Source organism: Bacillus sp. FDAARGOS_1420 (assembly GCF_019344915.1).
Classification (GTDB): domain Bacteria; phylum Bacillota; class Bacilli; order Bacillales; family Bacillaceae_G; genus Bacillus_A; species Bacillus_A mycoides.
The window spans coordinates 3,093,335-3,111,814 of sequence record NZ_JAHWJB010000002.1 but is presented as its reverse complement, the minus strand read 5'-3'; the positions used below and the strand labels follow the sequence as shown (position 1 = coordinate 3,111,814).

Below are 18,480 nucleotides of genomic sequence, written 5' to 3'. Positions count from 1 at the left end.
GTTCAAGTAAGCTCGCAAGAGAGACTAAGTGGTGGGTAGTTCATATGAAGTAATTACGGAGGAACAATATGATAAAAAAAATAATGGTTATGGCTTCACTGTCTGCTGTAGTTTGCGGCGGAGTATACTATTTTCTCTATAGTCCCGATTCAAAGGAACAAGCAGTATTAACAACAAAGGTAACTCCTGCTATTGAGTCAGAGGTACAGGATAATATAGAAGAAGTACAAAAAATTGATTATGCTAGTATATCTCAAAAGTTAGATCAGTATTTAGTAGGAAAGCAATTTAATGGGACAGTTTTGGTGACAGATAAAGAGCATGTTATATTGAATAAAGGATATGGATATGCTGATGTTCAAAATAAAATAGAAAATACGCCTCAAACAAAATATCGTATCGGTTCTATTACGAAAACAGTTGTTGCTACATCCATTCTACAGTTACAAGAACAAGGGAAGTTAAATATCCAAGATAATGTAAATAAATACATTCCTTCATTTCCAGCAGATAAACACATCACGTTATATCACTTATTAACGCATACATCTGGTTTACCGGAAAATGGGAAAGGGAAGGTTAATGTAGCTTCACGTATAAATTTAGTAACTTGGATTGGAAGTCAAAAATTAGAGTTTCCACCAGGAACAGGTTGGAAGTATACGGATTATAATTATATGGTGCTCGCTTATATTATAGAAAATATAACGAAAAAGCCTTTAGGAGACTATGTAAAAGAAAATATATTTACAAAGGCCGAGATGCATGAATCAGGTATGGGAAATATGGTGCCTGGAGATAAAAACTTCACGAAGGGTTATGTGAAGAAAGACCAAGATCTTGTACCAGCACAAAAATTAGGAATGGACTGGTTATATGGATCGGGTGAGATGTATACGACAGTAGGGGATATGAAAAAATTAGATGAAGCGATTATAAATGGGAAGCTTCTTTCTGAACAAAGTATACAAGCGATGTTTACACCTTCACAAGAAAGAAAATATGCATTTAGCTTTTACATATATCCAGATTATTTCCATAACCATGGTGTACTATCTGGTTGGAACACTTTCAATAATTTTAATAAAGAAAAAGGAACTTTTGTTATTTTATTTTCAAATGTGAAAAATAGTATGGATGATGATTTTAATAAAGAGTTCCGAAAGATGGTAAATGATTTATTAGAACAAAGGGGATGAGAAGATGGAGAATAAAAATTTATCAATAGGTTTCATCGGTATTGGTGTAATGGGAAAAAGTATGGTACATCATTTAATGCAAGGCGGTCATAAAGTATATGTATATAATAGAACGAAAGAAAAAGCGGATTCTTTAGTGCAAGAGGGTGCGACTTGGTGTGATACACCGAAAGCGTTAGTAAAGCAAGTTGATGTTGTTATGACGATGGTTGGTTATCCTCATGATGTAGAAGAAGTGTACTTTGGGGTAGGTGGAATTTTAGAACATGCAAATGAAGGTACGATAGCAATTGACTTTACAACATCTACACCAACATTGGCAAAACGTATTAATGAAGTTGCGAAAAGCAAGAATATATATACATTAGATGCACCAGTATCTGGCGGGGACATTGGGGCTAAAGAGGCAAGACTAGCAATTATGGTCGGTGGAGAGAACAGAATATATGATATTTGCTTACCTCTATTTGAAAAACTAGGAACAAATATTCAGTTGCAAGGCCCTGCTGGGAGTGGACAACATACAAAAATGTGCAATCAAATAGCAATTGCTTCTAACATGATAGGAGTATGTGAAGCGGTAGCATATGCGAAAAAGGCTGGACTTAATGCAGATAAAGTATTAGAGAGTATTTCGACAGGAGCAGCAGGTAGCTGGTCATTAAGTAATTTAGCTCCTCGAATGTTAAAAGGAGATTTTGAACCTGGCTTTTATGTAAAGCATTTTATGAAAGATATGAAGATTGCTTTAGATGAAGCTGAAAAATTACAATTACCAGTACCGGGTTTAACCCTAGCGAAGGAATTGTATGAAGAGCTAATCGCAGATGGAAAAGAGAATAGCGGAACACAAGTATTATACAAAAAGTATATAAGGGGGTAAATGGAATGGATCTCCAAAAGTTTGACGAGATGATTGATGCTGTGCAGCGAGCAACTTGTGTACAGATTAATGATAAGCAAAAAGAAGCTTTTAAACAAAAATACGATTTTGGACCAGATTTTGAATATGGAAGAGATGAGAAAGGGCATTATGTTATCCGAAGCTCGAAAAAGATGTTAGAGGAAATGGAGTTTTATTTGGCATTGAAATATGATCGAGATGGAATTGTCCTTTATATGCATGCTGAGATTGAAGGGACATGTCATGTATCCGTTAGCTACAGTGAAGATGCACTTCATTTGCAAGAATTGTTTCAATTTCTAGAAGAAAATAAATAAAAAGTCCTCATTTGAGGACTTTTTATTTATTTAGGCAGGCATAATATTTAAGCTAGATAATTTATAGGCTGGAAGCTCGGCGGCATCGTTCGATTGGGAATGGAATAACTTGTGCAATGTGATTAGGACCAAACTGTTTCGCACGAGCATGGCGTACTATATAAAATGCGCACAGGATAGAAATAGGAATAGCACCGTACAAACCGAAAAATAAAGCGCTTACACAAGATGCGACAAAACCTAAAACACCAACTTCTAATTCTTCCATAATAGCCCCTAAAATAACAGGAATAGCTCCGCATGAAACCCCTAGTATAAGTGCGATAAGTAAACTCATGATTATCCCCCTCTGCTTGCAATATTCTTTTCCTTCTTATTAGTTGTAGTATATCATACACAAAACAGAATTTTCAGAAAAAATTCAAAAAAAGTTCAATAAATGTTCAAAAAATATTCCGAAATGTACTTGATAAAGTGGGATTGTGATTCGATATATTTGATTTGAACAAACGAAAGGGACAAATCATTTTAGTAAATAAAAAATCAGGCTTACTTCAATGTTATGAAATAAGCCTGTTCCATAGGAGGATGTATATATGTAGAGTGAATAAAAGGTTGGAAAAGGGGTTCCAAGTTCTTTTATTCAACTAGCTACCTTAATAAATTGGAACCCAACCTTCTGTTGTAACAAAAATACGAATAGCTACAACTTGGCGATCATCTTGTAAGGTGAAATAGTGTCTTGCATTTTCAGGCACAGATATAAGATCACCAGGCTCAAGTTCAACGTCAAAGAATCGACCATCTTTTCCTTCAATAGCGAAGATGCCATGACCGCTGACAATAAAGCGAACTTCATCGTCAGTATGATGGTGTTCTTTTTGGAAATTAATTAATAATTCATCAAGGTTAGGTGTGCCATTTGAAAGTGAAATTACATCATGAGCTTTATAACCTCGGCGCGCTGAAACATCAGCGATTTCTTTTGAAAACACAGCTAATATTTCAGCCTTGTTTTCATCTGCTAACGAATAATTTTCATTTAAATGAGTAGGAAGCTTAGAGATGTTCCATTTCTCATATAAAACGCCTTCCTCTTGTAGGAATTTAGATACTTCCACTTCATTTTCGATACGAGTATTTACTTCATGAATACGAATTTGCGCCATTAGAAACGCCTCCTTGAATTGATAATAGTTTTATATGAAATTGGAATAAAAACTCATAAGCTTCTAATCTTTTCTTTGCATCAAAGCTATCTCGGCCCCATACGGTAATACCATGGTTACGGATTAATACTGCTCCCGAATCTCCTTGTATATGCTTTCGGAAGTTTTCTCCAAGCGTTGGGATATGGGCATCATTTTCTATAATAGGAATGTTAATCGTTGCACCTTCTTCCCAAATATCGAGAGCTTTAATAATTTCTTGATTTTGAAGGGTGACTGCATCACTATATAAATTTGTGATGACATTATTATCAGTTGTATGAACATGAAGTACACACCCGGCATTCGTAATGTTATAAATATGTGTATGCAATATTGTTTCTGCTGAAGGGCGTAATTCAGTCTCTAATACGGGAACCCCTAGATGATCTACTAATAGAAAATCATCTGGAGTAGTTTTTGTTTTATCTTTACCACTTGCTGTAATAAGAAAAGTAAGTGGATCATGACTGACTTTTATAGAAATATTTCCACTCGTTGCTGGAAACCAATTCCGAGTTGTTAATTCTTTTTTTATTTCACTTAAGTCATACCATTGACGAAAAAGTTGTTTCATGATTTCACCTCCAACAAATGTTGTAATTCGACTTGAATATCGTGAAATGTGTTAAAGGATGTATAAGCAATATGATTTTCTTCACATTTTGTAATAAGGAAGTCACGGGCGAATACTTTATCTGCTTGTTTTGCTGCTTGTAAGTCAGTAATGGAATCTCCTATCACAATATGAAAATCATCTTTAGAGCTTAGTTTACGAATTAATGATGATTTACAGAGACCGCAACTATGCTGACATTGCTCGTCACAAGGGTGCGGCCATTTAACTTCAACAAATTCTCCTGAAAAGTCAGTTGCATTACAGTAAATTTGCTCTTTTGGAATGATTCCTTGTAAGAGTGGATAGACGAAGAAATCCATTCCACCTGATATAACGTAAAAGGAAATGTTATTTTCATTAATAAATTGTATGAATTCATGAAAACCTGTACGGATTTCAGCAGTTTCTTGTAAAAACTGAATAATATCATCGTGTAGATTAATAGGTATTAATCGAAATAATTGAGAAACACCTTCTTGAATAGAAAGTTCTTGCGATAAAATTTTTTGCTTTATTTCCTCTGCTTCTGGTGGTGCGAACTTTTCCATAATGGACATGATATTATCGTTATTTGTAATCGTACCATCGAAATCACAAAATACTTGAATACTCATAATTTCACCTCATGAGAAGGATTTCCCCATATTTGTAGTGCGCTATGTAAATTCACTTCATCTACCTCATGGAGTGGTTTGTTTTGTAAAGTAGCATCAATTGCAGTACGGAAAGCTTTACCGCCGCCCTGCGCGCCATTCGGATGTCCGTGTATCCCGCCGCCAGCATTAATAACAACATCTTTGCCAAAATCTCGTAGAATAAAGGGAACGAAACCAGGGTGAATACCAGCAGATGGAACAACAAAACTTTTCTTGAAAAATGCATCGTCTTCAGTTAAATGTTTTGAAATGTTGAGAGCTTCTTCTTTTTCTAACGCAACACTTCCGTATGGAGATGGGAATAATGAAAAGTCAGCCCCAGCATAGCGAAGTAGCTTTCCAAGTAATAATGGAGACGAGATTCCATATAACTTCGATGCGGAATAAGCACCACTTACAGCAGGGTGTGCCATAATGGGAACTGGGATTTCATCATCTTCTGCAAGTGATTGTAGTACATCTAGTCCGTAAGCAAATACGTTAAATAATAGAATATCAGCCCCAGCTTGCACTGCGCGTTTCGCATTTTCTTTTAAATCAAAAGTTCGTCCTGTTAAATTTACGGCATATAACGTTTTATGTCCGTATGTTTCATATACTGATTGTAAAACTTCTTTTCCAGATACAATGCGTTTCGTAAGTGGTGTTAATGTATTCTCAAATAATATTTCATCATCTTTTACTATATCTACACCACCACTTGCTTGATCGCGTAATTGCGTTTTCAAATACCCAATATTTCGTCCAATCATGCCTTTAAAAATACTCATTAAAAGGGGACGATCATGCACTTGTAAAAGATTTCGAATACCATCTATCCCGAATTTTGGACCAGGGAAATACTGTTTTAAGTCGTCTGAAAATGTTAAGTCAATTAATTTCACTTCGCCATCAAGTGATAGCTTTCCGAATGTAGTTGTTAAAATCGCTGGTAAATCTGGACTGAAGTTTAATAACGGATATTCGATTTTAATAATCCCGCGCTTTACTTTTTTACGTAAATACAAATTGGTATGTTCTTGTTCAGCTAATTCCTCAACGTGGATGACGTTACCTTTATGCTGTTTTAGTTGCTCTTGCAATAAGTGTGGCAAATGAGTCCAAGAGCCAATTGTTAAACCGAGTGCAATTTGCTCGGCCCTTTTTTCTAAGTTATGTGAATCATCATGGATTAAATACGTCGCTATAATTCCGCTCATTGTTATACCCTCCTAGTTAAATAAAAAAACCTCTCAGCTAAGGAGAGGTTTTTTTACAACCAGCTCCTTATCTGTCAGCGTAATGCTGCGAGAATTAGCACCGTGTCTACAATTATGTAGATCGGTTGCCGGGCTTCGTCGGGCTCGTCCCTCCACCTGCTCTTGATAAGAAGTATTTAGAAATGTTTAAATTTTTAAGATAACTGAATTTTGTCAGATATTTTTCATGTTGTCAATGACTTTTTGAAAATTTTTAATTTATCAATTCGATTAATTGCTTCACGTAATCGTTCTTCTGTATGTAAGAGGCCAACACGGACATAGCCTTCACCGTGCTCACCAAATCCAACGCCAGGAGCAACTGCAACGTGTGCTTTTTCTAGTAAAATATTAGAAAATTGCTCAGATGTATAGCCTTCAGGTACAGGGAGCCAAGCAAAGAATGATCCTTTTGGAATATCAACATTCCAACCGATTGCATGACAAGCTTCTATAAGAGCATTTCTGCGAGATTCATAACTATTAACAAGTTCTACTACACAAGACTGCGAGCCTAATAGTGCTTCGCGTGCTGCGTCTTGAACTGCACCGAAAATACTAACATACATATGATCTTGCAATAGGTTAATTGTTTCGATGACACTTTCATTCCCTACTGCAAAAGCAATACGCCATCCAGCCATATTGAAAGTTTTCGATAAAGTGTAAATTTCAATTCCTGTATCTTTGGCACCGTCTGCTTGCAAGAAACTAACAGGCTTTTGACCATCAAATCCGATAGCACCGTAAGCAAAATCATGAACAACTAATATATTATGTTTATTAGCAAAATGAATTGTTGCATCAAAGAAATCTTTTGATGCTGTAGCACCGGTAGGATTATTAGGATAGTTTAAAAACATTAACTTTGCTTTCTTGGCAATAGAGTCATCAATTTTTGTATAATCTGGTAAAAAATTATTTTCTGCAATAAGCGGCATTGTTTCAAAGTGCGCTTTTGCTAAAGCAACTCCGGATAAATAATCTGGATAACCTGGATCTGGAACGAGAATGGTATCGCCAGGGTTTGTAAAACAAAGTGGTAATTCTACTAATCCAGCTTTTCCGCCAAACAAAATAGCAACTTCAGTTTTTGGATTTAATTCTACGCCGTATTCACGTTTATAGAATGTTGCCACGGCTTCTTTTAAGCTTTCATGTCCGCGAAATGGCGGATATTTATGATGAATGGTCTTTTCGGCAGCATCTTGTAAAGCTTTTACGATATGCTGCGGTGTTGGTTGATCTGGATTACCTTGTCCTAGATTAATAACATCGTGACCAGCTGCAACGACTTTGTTAACTTTTGCAACAAGTGAAGCGAAAAATTGTGTTGGCAATGATGTTACTATCTCAGAAGGTTGAAATAATTTCATACTTTCCACCTCTTTTGAAAGTTGTTACAATTCTAGTGACAAATGATATAATCTTTCCAGTATTTTGTAAAGAAAAAAATTAAGAATGGGGATGACAAAATGAAAGTCGCATGTATTCAAATGGATATTGCTTTTGGAAATGTAGAAAAAAATATTGAGAGCGCTAAAAATAAAATAAGCGAAGCGATGAAGGAGAAACCAGACGTTGTCGTCTTACCAGAACTATGGACAACGGGATATGATTTAACAAGGCTTTCTGAGATTGCAGATAGGGATGGATTGAAAACGCAAGAAATGTTGAAAGAATGGTCGAAACAATATGGTGTACATATTGTTGGTGGTTCCGTAGCAAAGCAAACAGAGCAAGGTGTTACAAATACGATGTATGTTGTAAGCCGCGAAGGGCAGCAAGTAAATGAATATAGTAAAGTGCATTTATTTCAGCTTATGGATGAACATAAATATTTAGTTGCTGGTAATGAGACAGGTGAATTTACGCTAGATGATGTAAAGTGCGCTGGAACAATTTGTTATGATATTCGTTTTCCGGAGTGGATGCGTGTTCATACAGTTAAAGGTGCAAAAGTTTTATTCGTTGTAGCAGAATGGCCATTAGTTCGTTTGGCACATTGGCGCTTGCTATTACAAGCAAGAGCAGTTGAAAATCAGTGTTACGTTGTAGCATGTAATAGGGCTGGAAAGGATCCGAATAATGAGTTTGCAGGTCATTCTTTAATTGTCGATCCGTGGGGTGAGGTTGTGGTAGAGGCAAATGAAGAGGAATCTATTTTATTTGGAGAGCTTACATTCGAGAAGATTAAAGAGGTACGTAAAGGAATCCCAGTTTTTGCAGATCGCCGTCCAGAATTATATAAATAAAATGTTGACAAGTGATTTTTATTCTTGGTATAGTCTTCATCATAAAGTTAAAAATTCAAAAAAATATGCAACTCTTATCAAGAGCAGGTGGAGGGATTTGGCCCGATGAAGCCCAGCAACCGACCGTAATACCATTGTGAAATGGGGCGTTTATGACGCCAAAAGGCACGGTGCTAATTCCAGCAGGAAGTAAACTTTCTGGCAGATAAGAGGGGAGAAGATAAACTTCAAACCTCTTTCTTTGTGGAAAGGGGTTTTTCTATTTTAGAAAAACCTCTGAATGAAAAGGAGGAGAAGACGATGGGATATTATTCATTAACTGAAACAACAGCTATACAATATGCGAAAGAACACGGTTATTTTGAAAAGAAAGCAAATGTAGTTTGTCATGAAATTGGAGATGGAAATTTAAATTACGTGTTCAAATTAGATGATGGAGAGAAGTCTATTATAATAAAACAAGCACTGCCATATGCGAAAGTAGTTGGTGAGAGCTGGCCACTGTCTATAAAAAGAGCGACGATTGAAAGTAAAGCATTACAAATTTTTGCGAAGTATGTGCCAGATTATGTTCCGGTAGTGTACAGTCATGATGAAGAGTTAGCAGTTACAGTAATAGAAGACTTATCAAGACTAACAATTACAAGAAAAGGATTAATAGATGGAGAAGGATATCCACTTTTATCCCAGCATATCGGTCGTTTTCTAGCACATGTTTTGTTTTATACTTCAGATTTCGGTTTACAGTCAGAAGAGAAAAGGGTACTAGAAGGTACATTTGTAAATCCAGACCTTAGTAAAATTACAGAAGATTTAGTTTTTACGGATCCGTTTGGACATTATGATACGAATGATTATGAGTCAGATTTACAGTCAGTGATTGATGAACTTTGGAGTGACAAAACTTTAAAGCTAAAAGTAGCACAATATAAATATAAGTTTTTAACGAGAAAAGAAGCGCTTATTCATGGTGATTTACATACTGGTAGTATTTTTTCATCACCTTCTGAAACGAAAGTGATTGATCCAGAATTTGCAACGTACGGTCCATTTGGATTTGATATCGGTCAATTTATTGCAAATCTATTATTAAATGCTTTATCTAGAGAAGAAGAAAAGAGAAGTGTACTATTTTTCCATATAGAAAAGACATGGAGTTATTTTGTAGAAAACTTTACGAAGTTATGGATTGGAGAAGGTGTAGAAGCATATACGAAAGAAAAACAATGGTTACCAATTATTTTGCAAAATATCTTTACTGATGCCGTCGGGTTTGCCGGATGTGAACTGATTCGTAGAACAATTGGCTTAGCTCATGCAGCGGATTTAGATGGGATAGCAAATAAAGAAAAAAGAATTCAAGCTAAAAAACAAGCGTTATCCTTAGGTAGAGAACTAATAAAATATGAAGCTAAGTGTGCTGATATTCAACTGTTTCGAACATTATTTCAACAGACAGTTGGAGGCGTAAAAGCATGAGTACAATTATTACTATTCCGAGATCTGTAAGTTGGAAAGGCGATACAATTGCAGTATTAAATCAAACAAAGTTGCCGCATGTCACTGAATACAAAACATTAACGAATGTTGAAGATGTATGGAAAAGTATCATTATGTTAGAAGTACGAGGAGCGCCTGCAATTGGAATTGTAGCTGCGTTTGGTTTGGCGCTTGCGGCAAAGAAATACGATGCTATAAATATCTATGAGTTTCAAAAGAAGTTTAATAGAGATTGTAACTATTTAGGAACATCACGCCCGACAGCAGTCAATTTATTTTGGGCAATCGATCGTATGAGAGAATCTATTCAAGAGATTACTACAATAAAAGAAGCTCAAAAAATATTAGAAGAAGAAGCGCTTCATATTCAGCAAGAGGATGAAATGGTGTGCCGAAGTATTGGAGAACATGCTTTAACATGTTTTAGAGACGGTGATAAAATTTTAACAATTTGTAACGCTGGAAGTATTGCAACTGCTAGATATGGAACAGCATTAGCCCCATTTTATATTGGGAAAGAGAAGGGTGTGCGTTTACATGCGTATGCGTGTGAAACGAGGCCGGTTTTACAAGGTGGTCGTTTAACGACATGGGAATTGAAACAAGCAGACATTGATGTAACGCTTATTACGGATAATACTGCAGCACATGCAATTCGAACGAAAGAAATTAATGCGATTATCGTAGGGGCAGATCGAATCGTTGAAAACGGTGATACTGCTAATAAAATAGGAACATTAAATTTAGCTATATTAGCAAAGTATTTCGGTATCCCATTTTACGTTGCAGCACCGTTATCTACATTTGATACTACGAAACAAACAGGTGCTGAAATTGTCATTGAAGAAAGAGATGAAACAGAAGTTACGAAAATTTTTGGGAAACAAGTGGCGCCACTTGGAACGCCTGTATTTAACCCTGCATTTGATGTAACACCGCATGAATTAATTACGGGGATTATTACTGAGAAAGGTATTTTACGTGGAGATTATAAGCAAGAAATTACATCATTATTTGAAAAAATAAGCTAACTGCTCAGTCGCTATATAAAAAAACGGTGGAAAAGCATGTTTTTAAATGGTCGAGAGGGACTGGCTATGTATAGGAGCGGTAAGTGCCTGTTCCTACCACGCGCAACGTTTTAAAACAAAGAAAGGTAGCAAGGTGTAGGACCACTTATATCTTCATGGTAGCAATCTATATGCTGAAAAATGAAATGTATGGCTGAGTAGTTAAAAAACAAGCTAATAAAAAATAGCTTGTTTTTTATGCCTTAAGTCTTCCTTTCCTCTTATTTATGTAATGAAGGGAGGAGAGAAAGATGGAAGAGTGGATTAGGATGATAGGTAATGTGGGCTTTCCAATTGTTGTAACATTATATTTACTCCATCGGATTGAAAGTAAATTAGACGGAGTGATTGTTGCAATTGAGAAACTCCCTAAACAATTACTAAAGTAGAAAGATCCTCGCGATAAAAAGTAAAATAAAGTTTGCTCGCGAAGAGCAAACTTTATTTTTTTATTGAGCAGTATATCCACCATCGATAACGACAGCTTGACCAGTTATGCCTTTTGCTTTTTCACTTGCTAAAAATATAGCATAATCAGCAATTTCTTGTACTTGTAGCAAACGTTTCTGTGGTACAAGAGGATAAATGACATCTTCTAAAACATTTTCAAGTGGTACATTTCTTGTAGTGGCTAAATCTTGTAATTGATTACGTACAAGGGGAGTATCGACATAACCAGGACAAAGCGCATTAACAGTAATTCCGTGAGTAGCGCCTTCTAAAGCAGCAACTTTTGTTAATCCAATTACGCCATGTTTCGCGCTATTATAGGCAGCTTTTCCAGCGAATCCAACAAGTCCGTTAATCGAAGCAACATTAATAATACGACCATATTTTTGCTTTTTCATAACCGGAAAAGCATGTTTGATGGCGATAAATGGAGCGATTTGCATAATTTTAATAAGAAGCTCGAATTTATCAGTTGGAAAATCTTCAATCGGTGAAACATGTTGCATTCCTGCGTTGTTAATTAATACATCTAATGAGCCGAAGTGAGTAACTGTTTGAGAAATTGCTGCTGTAATTTCTTCTTCAGATGTAACGTCACATTTTAAACCAATGGCTTGATAGCCTTCTTTTTGCAATTGTTCAGCAGCTTCTTTCGCACGTTCTTCAAGACGATCACTAATCACAACTTTAGCACCCTCTTTGGCAAAAGCACTTCCCATTTCATAACCAATACCGCTCGCAGCACCTGTTAAAAAGACAACTCGATTTGTAACCATGATGAAAAACACTCCTTCATAATAAAAGTTCTCTTATTGCTCTATTTAGAGAGGTGATAATAAAATTCCTGCAAACATTTGGAAAAATATCGCTAGCTATCTTGTTTTGCAAAGTAGCGTTTGCTATACTATTTTGTAAAGCAAGATACTTACGCTTATCTATCTTGTAAAACAAGATAGTAGGAGGATTTCAATTATGTCGACAAGTCAAATGCTGAAAGGGATTTTAGAAGGATGCTTACTTGCTATTATTTCTGAAGGCGAAATATACGGTTATGAAATGAGTGAAAGATTAGCGAAGTATGGTTTCACAATGGCGAGTGAGGGAAGTATTTATCCGTTATTAATACGAATGCAAAAGGAAGGATTAATAACAAGTGTAATGAAGGAATCTCCATCTGGCCCAAAGCGAAAATATTATACATTAACAGAAAAAGGCGAGGAAGCACTTAATGAATTTATGGATCGCTGGGAAGCGATGCAAAGTAGTGTAGAGCGTTTACTTGAAGGGAAGGGGAGAAAAAAATAATGTTATCAAATGAAGCGCGAAATTTTTTATTAGATATGAGATTATTTTTAACTGCAAAGAGTGTGAAAGAAAGCGATATTGAAAGCTTTTTAGAAGATGCAGAGTTGCATTTAATAGAAGGTGAGGGTGAAGGAAAAAGTGTAGAAGATATTTTCGGAAGCTCACCGAAAGAATATGCAAATGAACTTGTAAAAGTAATGGAAAGGGATAGACAGGAAACGTGGAAGCAAATTGGTTTTACGGTAATGAATATCGTATCGTTTTGGTTTATTGCTTCTATCTTAATAGTGAATAATGGAATTCTACAGATTTCACTTATTCAGTGCATTGGCTATAGCTTTACATTGATTGTAGCTGTAATGGGTCCTAATTTGCTGCTTCGTAAAATGACATTTGTAACAAGTTTTACAAAAACGTGGTTTTCCATGTGGTTTTTAGTCATGATTGCGCCAATGTTTTTATTAGGAGCAGTTACGATATTAGAGGTGATATATCCTACAACGATGTTTACGTTGACTCTAGTCCAAAGTTATATATTAGCTGGAGGGATCTTTATCCTCACGGTAGCTATAAATATATATTTTGAAGGATGGTTTAAAAATTTATATTTAATTATTCCGCTTTCTATTATGTTAGTTTTTAAAACGTTCACATCGGAAGATCTCGTGCCAATGTTATTTCAAATTATTTGTTTATACGGAAGTTTGTTTGTTTTAATCTTCCTTGAAATTATGATGAAGGCGAATAGAAGAGAAACGGTTAAATAAGGGAGGGATTCTAATGCAAGTTTCTAAAGAAGGGGAAAAGTTTTTAATCGACACGAAAGTGTATTTAATTACGAAGGGAATTAAAGAAGAAGATGTAGATGCTTTTCTAGAGGATGCAGAGCTACATTTAATAGAAGGTGAGAAAAAAGGAAAGACGGTAAGTGATATATTTGGTGATTCGCCAAAAGAATATGCAGAAGAATTAGCGAAAGAGATGGAGAAGGATAAAGGCGGGAGTATAAAGAGTATTCTTGCGATGATAATTGGTATTGGCGGGTATTGGATATTAACTCATATTTTATTTAATAATCCAAATCAGCAATTTACACTAACGAATATACAGTTAATTGGCTATCCTATCGTCTTAATCATTACGATTATTGGAACCATTGTTGCGTTTAGAATGTCTTCTTTTAAAAATAAATTTGTAGAGTTCGGGATTATTTACATAATAGTAATGGTTCCCATTTTATTATTAGTATTATTGATGTTTGTTGATAAATGGTACGGTACACCTATTTTGCAATTGTCGACAATGCAAACATATATATTAGCAGCAAGTATCTTTTTATTACTTTTCGTTGGAGAAGTGTATGTCCTTGGTTGGATGGGTGTTTTGGTGCTAATTGTTCCTTTAGCGATTATGTTTATATTTAAAGGATTAGAAGAAAAAAATGTATTTTGGGGAATTGCAAAGATATTACTTATGTATGGAAGTATATATGGGTTAATGAGATGGTCTTTAAAAATTGAAGAGAGAAAAAGTGTAAACTAGTAGTTTGGAAGGAGGGAATGCGATGCTTTCTCATGAGTCACGAACTTTTTTGGAAAACACAGGAGCCTATTTAAGAGTAAAAGGAATAAGTGAGAAGGATATTAAATTCTTTTTAGAAGATGCAGAACTACATTTAATAGAAGGTGAGAAGAAGGGAAAGACGGTAAGTGATATATTTGGTCATGCTCCAAAAGAATATGCTAATCAACTTGCGGAAGAGATGGATATAGATAGAAAAGGTAATTATAAATTATTACTTTACTTTATTGTAAATTTATTGGCTTTCACGATGATGAAGAGCGTATTCTTTAGTGCAGCCGACCGTCGTTTGTCTTATTCTTTAATTGAGTTAATTGGCTATCCGATCATGATTTTTGTAGGAATTATTGTATTAATATGGGGGATGAGAACGGCATCATTTAAGCGTAAAAGAACTGAATTTTTAATTATGTATATAAGTGGTGCGATATGGTTTTTATTAATTTTTAGTATTGCATTATTAAATAAGTTTTATGGTACAACATTTATTAAGTTTACTAGTACAGAAAGCTTCATTCTTGTTGGTATAGTAGTTCTTTTAGCGGCTGTTACAAATATTAAATTTGGTGGTTGGTTTACTTTGTCGTATTTACTAGTTCCAATTGTATTAGAATATGTATTTGTAATGATAGATGTATCGAGTATTATTGGAATGTATGTACAACAAATAATCCTTTTCATTGTTATTTATATGCTTTTAAAAATTCATATAAAATTAGAAAAAAAAGAAGTATACGAATAAACAAGAGGGGCAGTTATTTATATGTATATGAGGGATTTGATTTCTAGGATCAACTATACTGTTTTCATGAAAAAAATACATGATGACTATTTTAATATTTTATTAGGGGATAAGTCTGAATGTATCTTTTTAAATTAATAGAAAAGTGGCTGCTCTGGATATACAAAAAATTATTTCCAAAGAAATACTATATTTTGATTTTTAGAGGGATTCGTTTTAGGTGTATAGTGTATCCTTTGCAGCCGGTATATCGTTTGTTAATTGGAATAAATTGTTGTAAACAGTAACAAGATCGTTACTGTTTTTTTCTTTGTAATAAAGAACTTTGTAAGGAGAGTTCCTTTTGTTCGTTTGTTAATAAGGAATGAATATGGACGTTTTCAGGACGAGGTACGATAGGATACATAAGATTTGTTGGAGAAGGGTGGTGCTCCGATCCAGTTGGAGAATGAGGATCTGCATGAGTAAGTTTTCCATGAATTCGTCTTGTAAATAAAATATGACCAATTTCGTGAGCGAGGGTGTATATATTTTTCATTGGAGCAGCTGAGTTTGTTAAAACGATGTAACCAGTAAGTTGCTGTTGTTTCGCTAGAGAGTAAGCGCAAGCGATTACTGCGGTTTCTTTGAAATAATCACTACCAATATAACAAATATAAAGGTCGCATTCAGGAGCTTCGTTAACACAAGTTTGAAAAAAGGATGATAATTTTTCCTGACTTTGAATGGAGTTTTTATAACTAATTTCCCGATTAGAAAAACGGAAAAGCTCGTTTAGTACAATTACTTCTTTAATTTGAAATGTAATGGGATGCCAAATTGATTCTGCAACTGCTAAATCTTTTGCAATACGGTCGTCAGAAATATCGGCGCCTGGAGTAATGCAAACACATATATTAACGTATGAATCCATAAGGAACACCTCAAATGAACAAATTCTTCCTATAATATATGTGGGAAAAGATTCTATGTATGGATAAACGCCTTGTTTATCGCACGAATATATATAATACAAGTCGAAAAAATTTCATAGTTCTATAACGTAGTATGGTCTGCTTTTTGATATAGTAAAGAAAAGGGGGAGAATATATGTATACATTAAAAATCGTTTCAGACAGAGAAGCTCTTTATCAATTTGCGAGCTATGTAAGAGTTGTGCAAGGGGTTGAAGATGTATATGTAGAGGTGGGAGAACCTTTATATGAACATCCATTAATGAAGTTTTATGTACATATTACAATTGAAGAAACATATGATCAGCATAAAGCATTGCAAGAAATAGCTAGGTTAGTAGAATTAGGGCGTTTTACATATGTCCATTATCATAATGAGGAAATTGAAGAAGCTTTTGAAGTTGTAAAATACGAAAGCTTTAAGAAATAAAGTGAAACTTTAATCAGTGGGGGTTTTGTTCATCGCCCACTGATTATCAGCCCTCACCAATCGGGCTTTTATGGGCAGCCCGATCCCCACCTAACTTCTTTACTTTCGCTGAATTTTGAGGTAGGGGTCTTACCGCCCGCAAATAACAGGATAACGGTAAAAAAAGGAAGTGGAAGCTTCCTTTTTTATTGAAAATTACAGCAACAAAAGAAAGAGAATTTTGTTATGATAAGGAAGGGTGAGGAAAGGGGAGTTTACATATTGGGGTATATTGAAGAGTTACGCAAAGTAGTTGGTACGAGACCACTTATTTTAGTAGGATCAGCAATTATTATATTAAATGATAATCAAGAAGTATTGCTTCAATATCGTTCAGATACATATGATTGGGGCGTACCTGGTGGGGCAATGGAACTGGGAGAAACGACAGAAGAAACTGCTCGTAGAGAATTATTCGAGGAGACGGGACTAAACGCGAAAATTATGCAATTTCTTGGCGTTCTTTCAGGAAAGGAAGTTTATTTCCGTTATCCAAATGGAGATGAAATTTTTAATGTGATTCATCTGTATCAGGCACATCATGTAAGCGGAGAATTAAAGCTCGATCATGAAGGGTTACAACTTCAATATTTTCCAGTAGATAAGTTACCAAAATTGAATGAAACGACAGAGAAGATATTACAAAAATTCTTATACGCATTGACAGAATAGAAGGTTAATTCCTTCTATTTTTATTATATTAAATATTTTGATTTTTTGGTATGTTTATAGTATGATAATTTTAGACATACAACTTATGGGATTTCACCTAAAAACTTACTAGGGTACATAAGAGAGGGGCAAGTACAAAATGCATAATGTTGTCATTACAGCTGCAGTTCGTTCACCTATTGGAACTTTCGGAGGAGCACTAAAAAATATAACACCAGTAGAATTAGCTGTTCCTGTACTTCAGGAAGCTGTAAAAAGAGGCGGAGTAGAGCCACATGAAGTTGATGAAGTAATTTTAGGTCATTGTATTCAAAGAACTGATGAAGCAAATACAGCAAGAACAGCTGCATTAGCGGCAGGATTTCCTGACACAGTTACTGGTTATACAATTCAACGTCAATGTTCTTCAGGTATGCAAGCAATTATGTCTGCTGCAATGCAAATCCAATTAGGTGTAAGTGATATTGTTGTTGCAGGTGGAGTAGAAGCAATGAGCTCGAGCCCTTATGCATTAAAACAACACCGCTGGGGACAACGTCTACAGCACGGAGAAATTCGTGATACGGTGTGGGAAGTTTTAGAAGATCCGATTCACCATATTATGATGGGTGAAACAGCGGAAAATTTAGTTGAACAATATGAAATTACAAGAGAGGAACAAGATGAAGTTGCGCTTCGTAGTCATACATTAGCGCTGCAAGCGATGGAGTCTGGATACTTTGACGACCAAATTGTTCCTATTACAATAAAAGAACGTAGAAAAGAAGTTGTATTTGCAAAGGATGAACATCCACGTGCAGATATTACAGCTGAAAAATTAGCAGGATTAAAACCAGCTTTCCGTAAAGATGGATCAGTAACTGCAGGGAATTCATCTGGTCTTAATGACGGAAGTGCCGTTTTAGTATTAATGAGTGAAGAAAAGGCGAAAGAAAAAGGCTTACAACCGTTAGCCCGAATTGTTGGATATTCAGTAGCAGGTGTAGATCCGAAAATTATGGGTATTGGACCAGCACCAGCAATTCGCAAAGGGTTAGAAAAAGTAGATTGGTCATTAGAAGATGCAGATTTACTTGAAATTAATGAAGCTTTCGCTGCACAATACCTAGCTGTAGAGAAAGAGTTAGGGTTAGACCGTGAGAAAGTGAATGTAAACGGTAGTGGTGTAGGACTTGGACATCCAATCGGTTGTACAGGAGCTCGTATTACGGTAAGTTTAATTCACGAATTAAAACGACGTGGATTAGAAAAAGGTATTGCCTCTCTATGCGTTGGAGGCGGTATTGGAGTAGCTTTATTTATAGAAGCATTATAAAAAAGAGGCAGCGATTGCTGCCTCTTT

Annotated in this window: 22 protein-coding genes, 1 pseudogene and 2 riboswitches; of the genes and pseudogenes, 15 read left to right on the top strand and 8 right to left on the bottom strand. The window is 35.4% G+C overall.

The features are described 5' to 3' along the window. The first annotated feature begins 68 nt into the window (after window positions 1-68). Genes I6L50_RS26060 through I6L50_RS26050 form a run of 3 tightly spaced genes read left to right on the top strand, consistent with a single transcriptional unit; the run spans window position 69 to window position 2,420 of the window. Window positions 69-1,199, top strand: coding sequence for a serine hydrolase domain-containing protein (locus tag I6L50_RS26060; RefSeq protein WP_219303469.1), 1,131 nt, complete (start codon window positions 69-71; stop codon window positions 1,197-1,199). A 4-nt stretch (window positions 1,200-1,203) separates the two neighbouring features. Beyond that, window positions 1,204-2,082 carry an NAD(P)-dependent oxidoreductase gene (locus I6L50_RS26055; protein ID WP_219303468.1) on the top strand — a complete coding sequence of 293 codons (879 nt, stop codon included), beginning with the start codon at window positions 1,204-1,206 and terminating at the stop codon, window positions 2,080-2,082. Window positions 2,083-2,087: 5 nt separating this feature from the next. Further along, a complete protein-coding gene (locus tag I6L50_RS26050) occupies window positions 2,088-2,420 on the top strand; it encodes a DUF3909 family protein (RefSeq protein WP_002014892.1) in 333 nt (110 codons plus the stop codon). A 61-nt stretch (window positions 2,421-2,481) separates the two neighbouring features. On the opposite strand, the gene I6L50_RS26045 is transcribed toward I6L50_RS26050, so the two are convergent. The 6 genes from I6L50_RS26045 to I6L50_RS26020 form a co-directional block, all read right to left on the bottom strand. Then, window positions 2,482-2,757 (bottom strand): hypothetical protein, encoded by a 276-nt coding sequence (locus I6L50_RS26045; RefSeq protein WP_002165122.1) that lies wholly within the window; start codon window positions 2,755-2,757, stop codon window positions 2,482-2,484. Between the two features lie 319 nt (window positions 2,758-3,076). Then, window positions 3,077-3,589, bottom strand: a complete 513-nt coding sequence (locus tag I6L50_RS26040) for a 1,2-dihydroxy-3-keto-5-methylthiopentene dioxygenase (protein ID WP_002165123.1) — start codon at window positions 3,587-3,589, stop codon at window positions 3,077-3,079. Beyond that, a complete protein-coding gene (locus I6L50_RS26035; protein WP_113937152.1) occupies window positions 3,567-4,205 on the bottom strand; it encodes a methylthioribulose 1-phosphate dehydratase in 639 nt (212 codons plus the stop codon). The genes I6L50_RS26040 and I6L50_RS26035 overlap by 23 nt, the downstream gene beginning before the upstream one ends. Further along, a complete protein-coding gene (locus I6L50_RS26030; RefSeq protein ID WP_044442768.1) occupies window positions 4,202-4,861 on the bottom strand; it encodes a 2-hydroxy-3-keto-5-methylthiopentenyl-1-phosphate phosphatase in 660 nt (219 codons plus the stop codon). Before I6L50_RS26030 ends, I6L50_RS26035 begins: the two co-directional genes overlap by 4 nt. Then, window positions 4,858-6,102, bottom strand: a complete 1,245-nt coding sequence (gene mtnW, locus I6L50_RS26025; protein ID WP_044442769.1) for a 2,3-diketo-5-methylthiopentyl-1-phosphate enolase — start codon at window positions 6,100-6,102, stop codon at window positions 4,858-4,860. Before mtnW ends, I6L50_RS26030 begins: the two co-directional genes overlap by 4 nt. 64 nt (window positions 6,103-6,166) lie before the next feature. After that, window positions 6,167-6,274, bottom strand: a riboswitch (SAM riboswitch). A gap of 52 nt (window positions 6,275-6,326) precedes the next feature. Beyond that, window positions 6,327-7,517 (bottom strand): pyridoxal phosphate-dependent aminotransferase, encoded by a 1,191-nt coding sequence (locus I6L50_RS26020; RefSeq protein WP_219303467.1) that lies wholly within the window; start codon window positions 7,515-7,517, stop codon window positions 6,327-6,329. Between the two features lie 99 nt (window positions 7,518-7,616). Between I6L50_RS26020 and I6L50_RS26015 the strand changes: the two genes are divergently transcribed. From I6L50_RS26015 to I6L50_RS26000, 4 genes are all read left to right on the top strand, one after another. Further along, complete coding sequence (locus I6L50_RS26015) at window positions 7,617-8,396, top strand: carbon-nitrogen family hydrolase (RefSeq protein ID WP_219303466.1); 780 nt, start codon at window positions 7,617-7,619, stop codon at window positions 8,394-8,396. 71 nt (window positions 8,397-8,467) lie between these two features. Beyond that, window positions 8,468-8,608, top strand: a riboswitch (SAM riboswitch). Between the two features lie 88 nt (window positions 8,609-8,696). Further along, complete coding sequence (gene mtnK, locus I6L50_RS26010; protein ID WP_219303465.1) at window positions 8,697-9,875, top strand: S-methyl-5-thioribose kinase; 1,179 nt, start codon at window positions 8,697-8,699, stop codon at window positions 9,873-9,875. Continuing rightward, complete coding sequence (gene mtnA / locus I6L50_RS26005) at window positions 9,872-10,927, top strand: S-methyl-5-thioribose-1-phosphate isomerase (RefSeq protein WP_219303464.1); 1,056 nt, start codon at window positions 9,872-9,874, stop codon at window positions 10,925-10,927. Before mtnK ends, mtnA begins: the two co-directional genes overlap by 4 nt. Window positions 10,928-11,217: 290 nt before the next feature. Next, window positions 11,218-11,355 (top strand): YvrJ family protein, encoded by a 138-nt coding sequence (locus tag I6L50_RS26000; protein ID WP_000393342.1) that lies wholly within the window; start codon window positions 11,218-11,220, stop codon window positions 11,353-11,355. A gap of 60 nt (window positions 11,356-11,415) precedes the next feature. Here I6L50_RS26000 and I6L50_RS25995 read toward each other — a convergent pair whose 3' ends face one another. Next, window positions 11,416-12,192, bottom strand: a complete 777-nt coding sequence (locus tag I6L50_RS25995) for a 3-hydroxybutyrate dehydrogenase (protein ID WP_219303463.1) — start codon at window positions 12,190-12,192, stop codon at window positions 11,416-11,418. A gap of 196 nt (window positions 12,193-12,388) precedes the next feature. Between I6L50_RS25995 and I6L50_RS25990 the strand changes: the two genes are divergently transcribed. The 5 genes and pseudogenes from I6L50_RS25990 (at window position 12,389) to I6L50_RS35030 (ending at window position 15,324) form a co-directional block, all read left to right on the top strand. Further along, a complete protein-coding gene (locus I6L50_RS25990; protein WP_002033935.1) occupies window positions 12,389-12,721 on the top strand; it encodes a PadR family transcriptional regulator in 333 nt (110 codons plus the stop codon). After that, window positions 12,721-13,488: a DUF1129 domain-containing protein gene (locus I6L50_RS25985; protein WP_219303462.1), complete on the top strand. Its 768-nt coding sequence runs from the start codon at window positions 12,721-12,723 to the stop codon at window positions 13,486-13,488. Before I6L50_RS25990 ends, I6L50_RS25985 begins: the two co-directional genes overlap by 1 nt. Before the next feature lie 13 nt (window positions 13,489-13,501). Next, window positions 13,502-14,263 (top strand): DUF1129 domain-containing protein, encoded by a 762-nt coding sequence (locus I6L50_RS25980; protein ID WP_219303461.1) that lies wholly within the window; start codon window positions 13,502-13,504, stop codon window positions 14,261-14,263. A gap of 22 nt (window positions 14,264-14,285) precedes the next feature. After that, window positions 14,286-15,044, top strand: coding sequence for a DUF1129 domain-containing protein (locus I6L50_RS25975; RefSeq protein WP_219303460.1), 759 nt, complete (start codon window positions 14,286-14,288; stop codon window positions 15,042-15,044). Window positions 15,045-15,065: 21 nt separating this feature from the next. Next, window positions 15,066-15,324 (top strand): annotated as a pseudogene (locus I6L50_RS35030) (DNA-binding protein). A gap of 15 nt (window positions 15,325-15,339) precedes the next feature. Here I6L50_RS35030 and I6L50_RS25970 read toward each other — a convergent pair. Then, on the bottom strand, window positions 15,340-15,957 hold the full coding sequence (locus I6L50_RS25970; RefSeq protein WP_113937160.1) for an ImmA/IrrE family metallo-endopeptidase: 618 nt from the start codon (window positions 15,955-15,957) through the stop codon (window positions 15,340-15,342). A gap of 176 nt (window positions 15,958-16,133) precedes the next feature. Between I6L50_RS25970 and I6L50_RS25965 the strand changes: the two genes are divergently transcribed. From I6L50_RS25965 to I6L50_RS25955, 3 genes are all read left to right on the top strand, one after another. Then, window positions 16,134-16,427 carry a DUF3928 family protein gene (locus I6L50_RS25965; protein WP_002088390.1) on the top strand — a complete coding sequence of 98 codons (294 nt, stop codon included), beginning with the start codon at window positions 16,134-16,136 and terminating at the stop codon, window positions 16,425-16,427. Between the two features lie 261 nt (window positions 16,428-16,688). Beyond that, window positions 16,689-17,138 carry an NUDIX hydrolase gene (locus I6L50_RS25960; RefSeq protein WP_033708394.1) on the top strand — a complete coding sequence of 150 codons (450 nt, stop codon included), beginning with the start codon at window positions 16,689-16,691 and terminating at the stop codon, window positions 17,136-17,138. 139 nt (window positions 17,139-17,277) lie between these two features. Next, window positions 17,278-18,453: an acetyl-CoA C-acetyltransferase gene (locus I6L50_RS25955; RefSeq protein WP_002128911.1), complete on the top strand. Its 1,176-nt coding sequence runs from the start codon at window positions 17,278-17,280 to the stop codon at window positions 18,451-18,453. Window positions 18,454-18,480 lie beyond the last annotated feature (27 nt).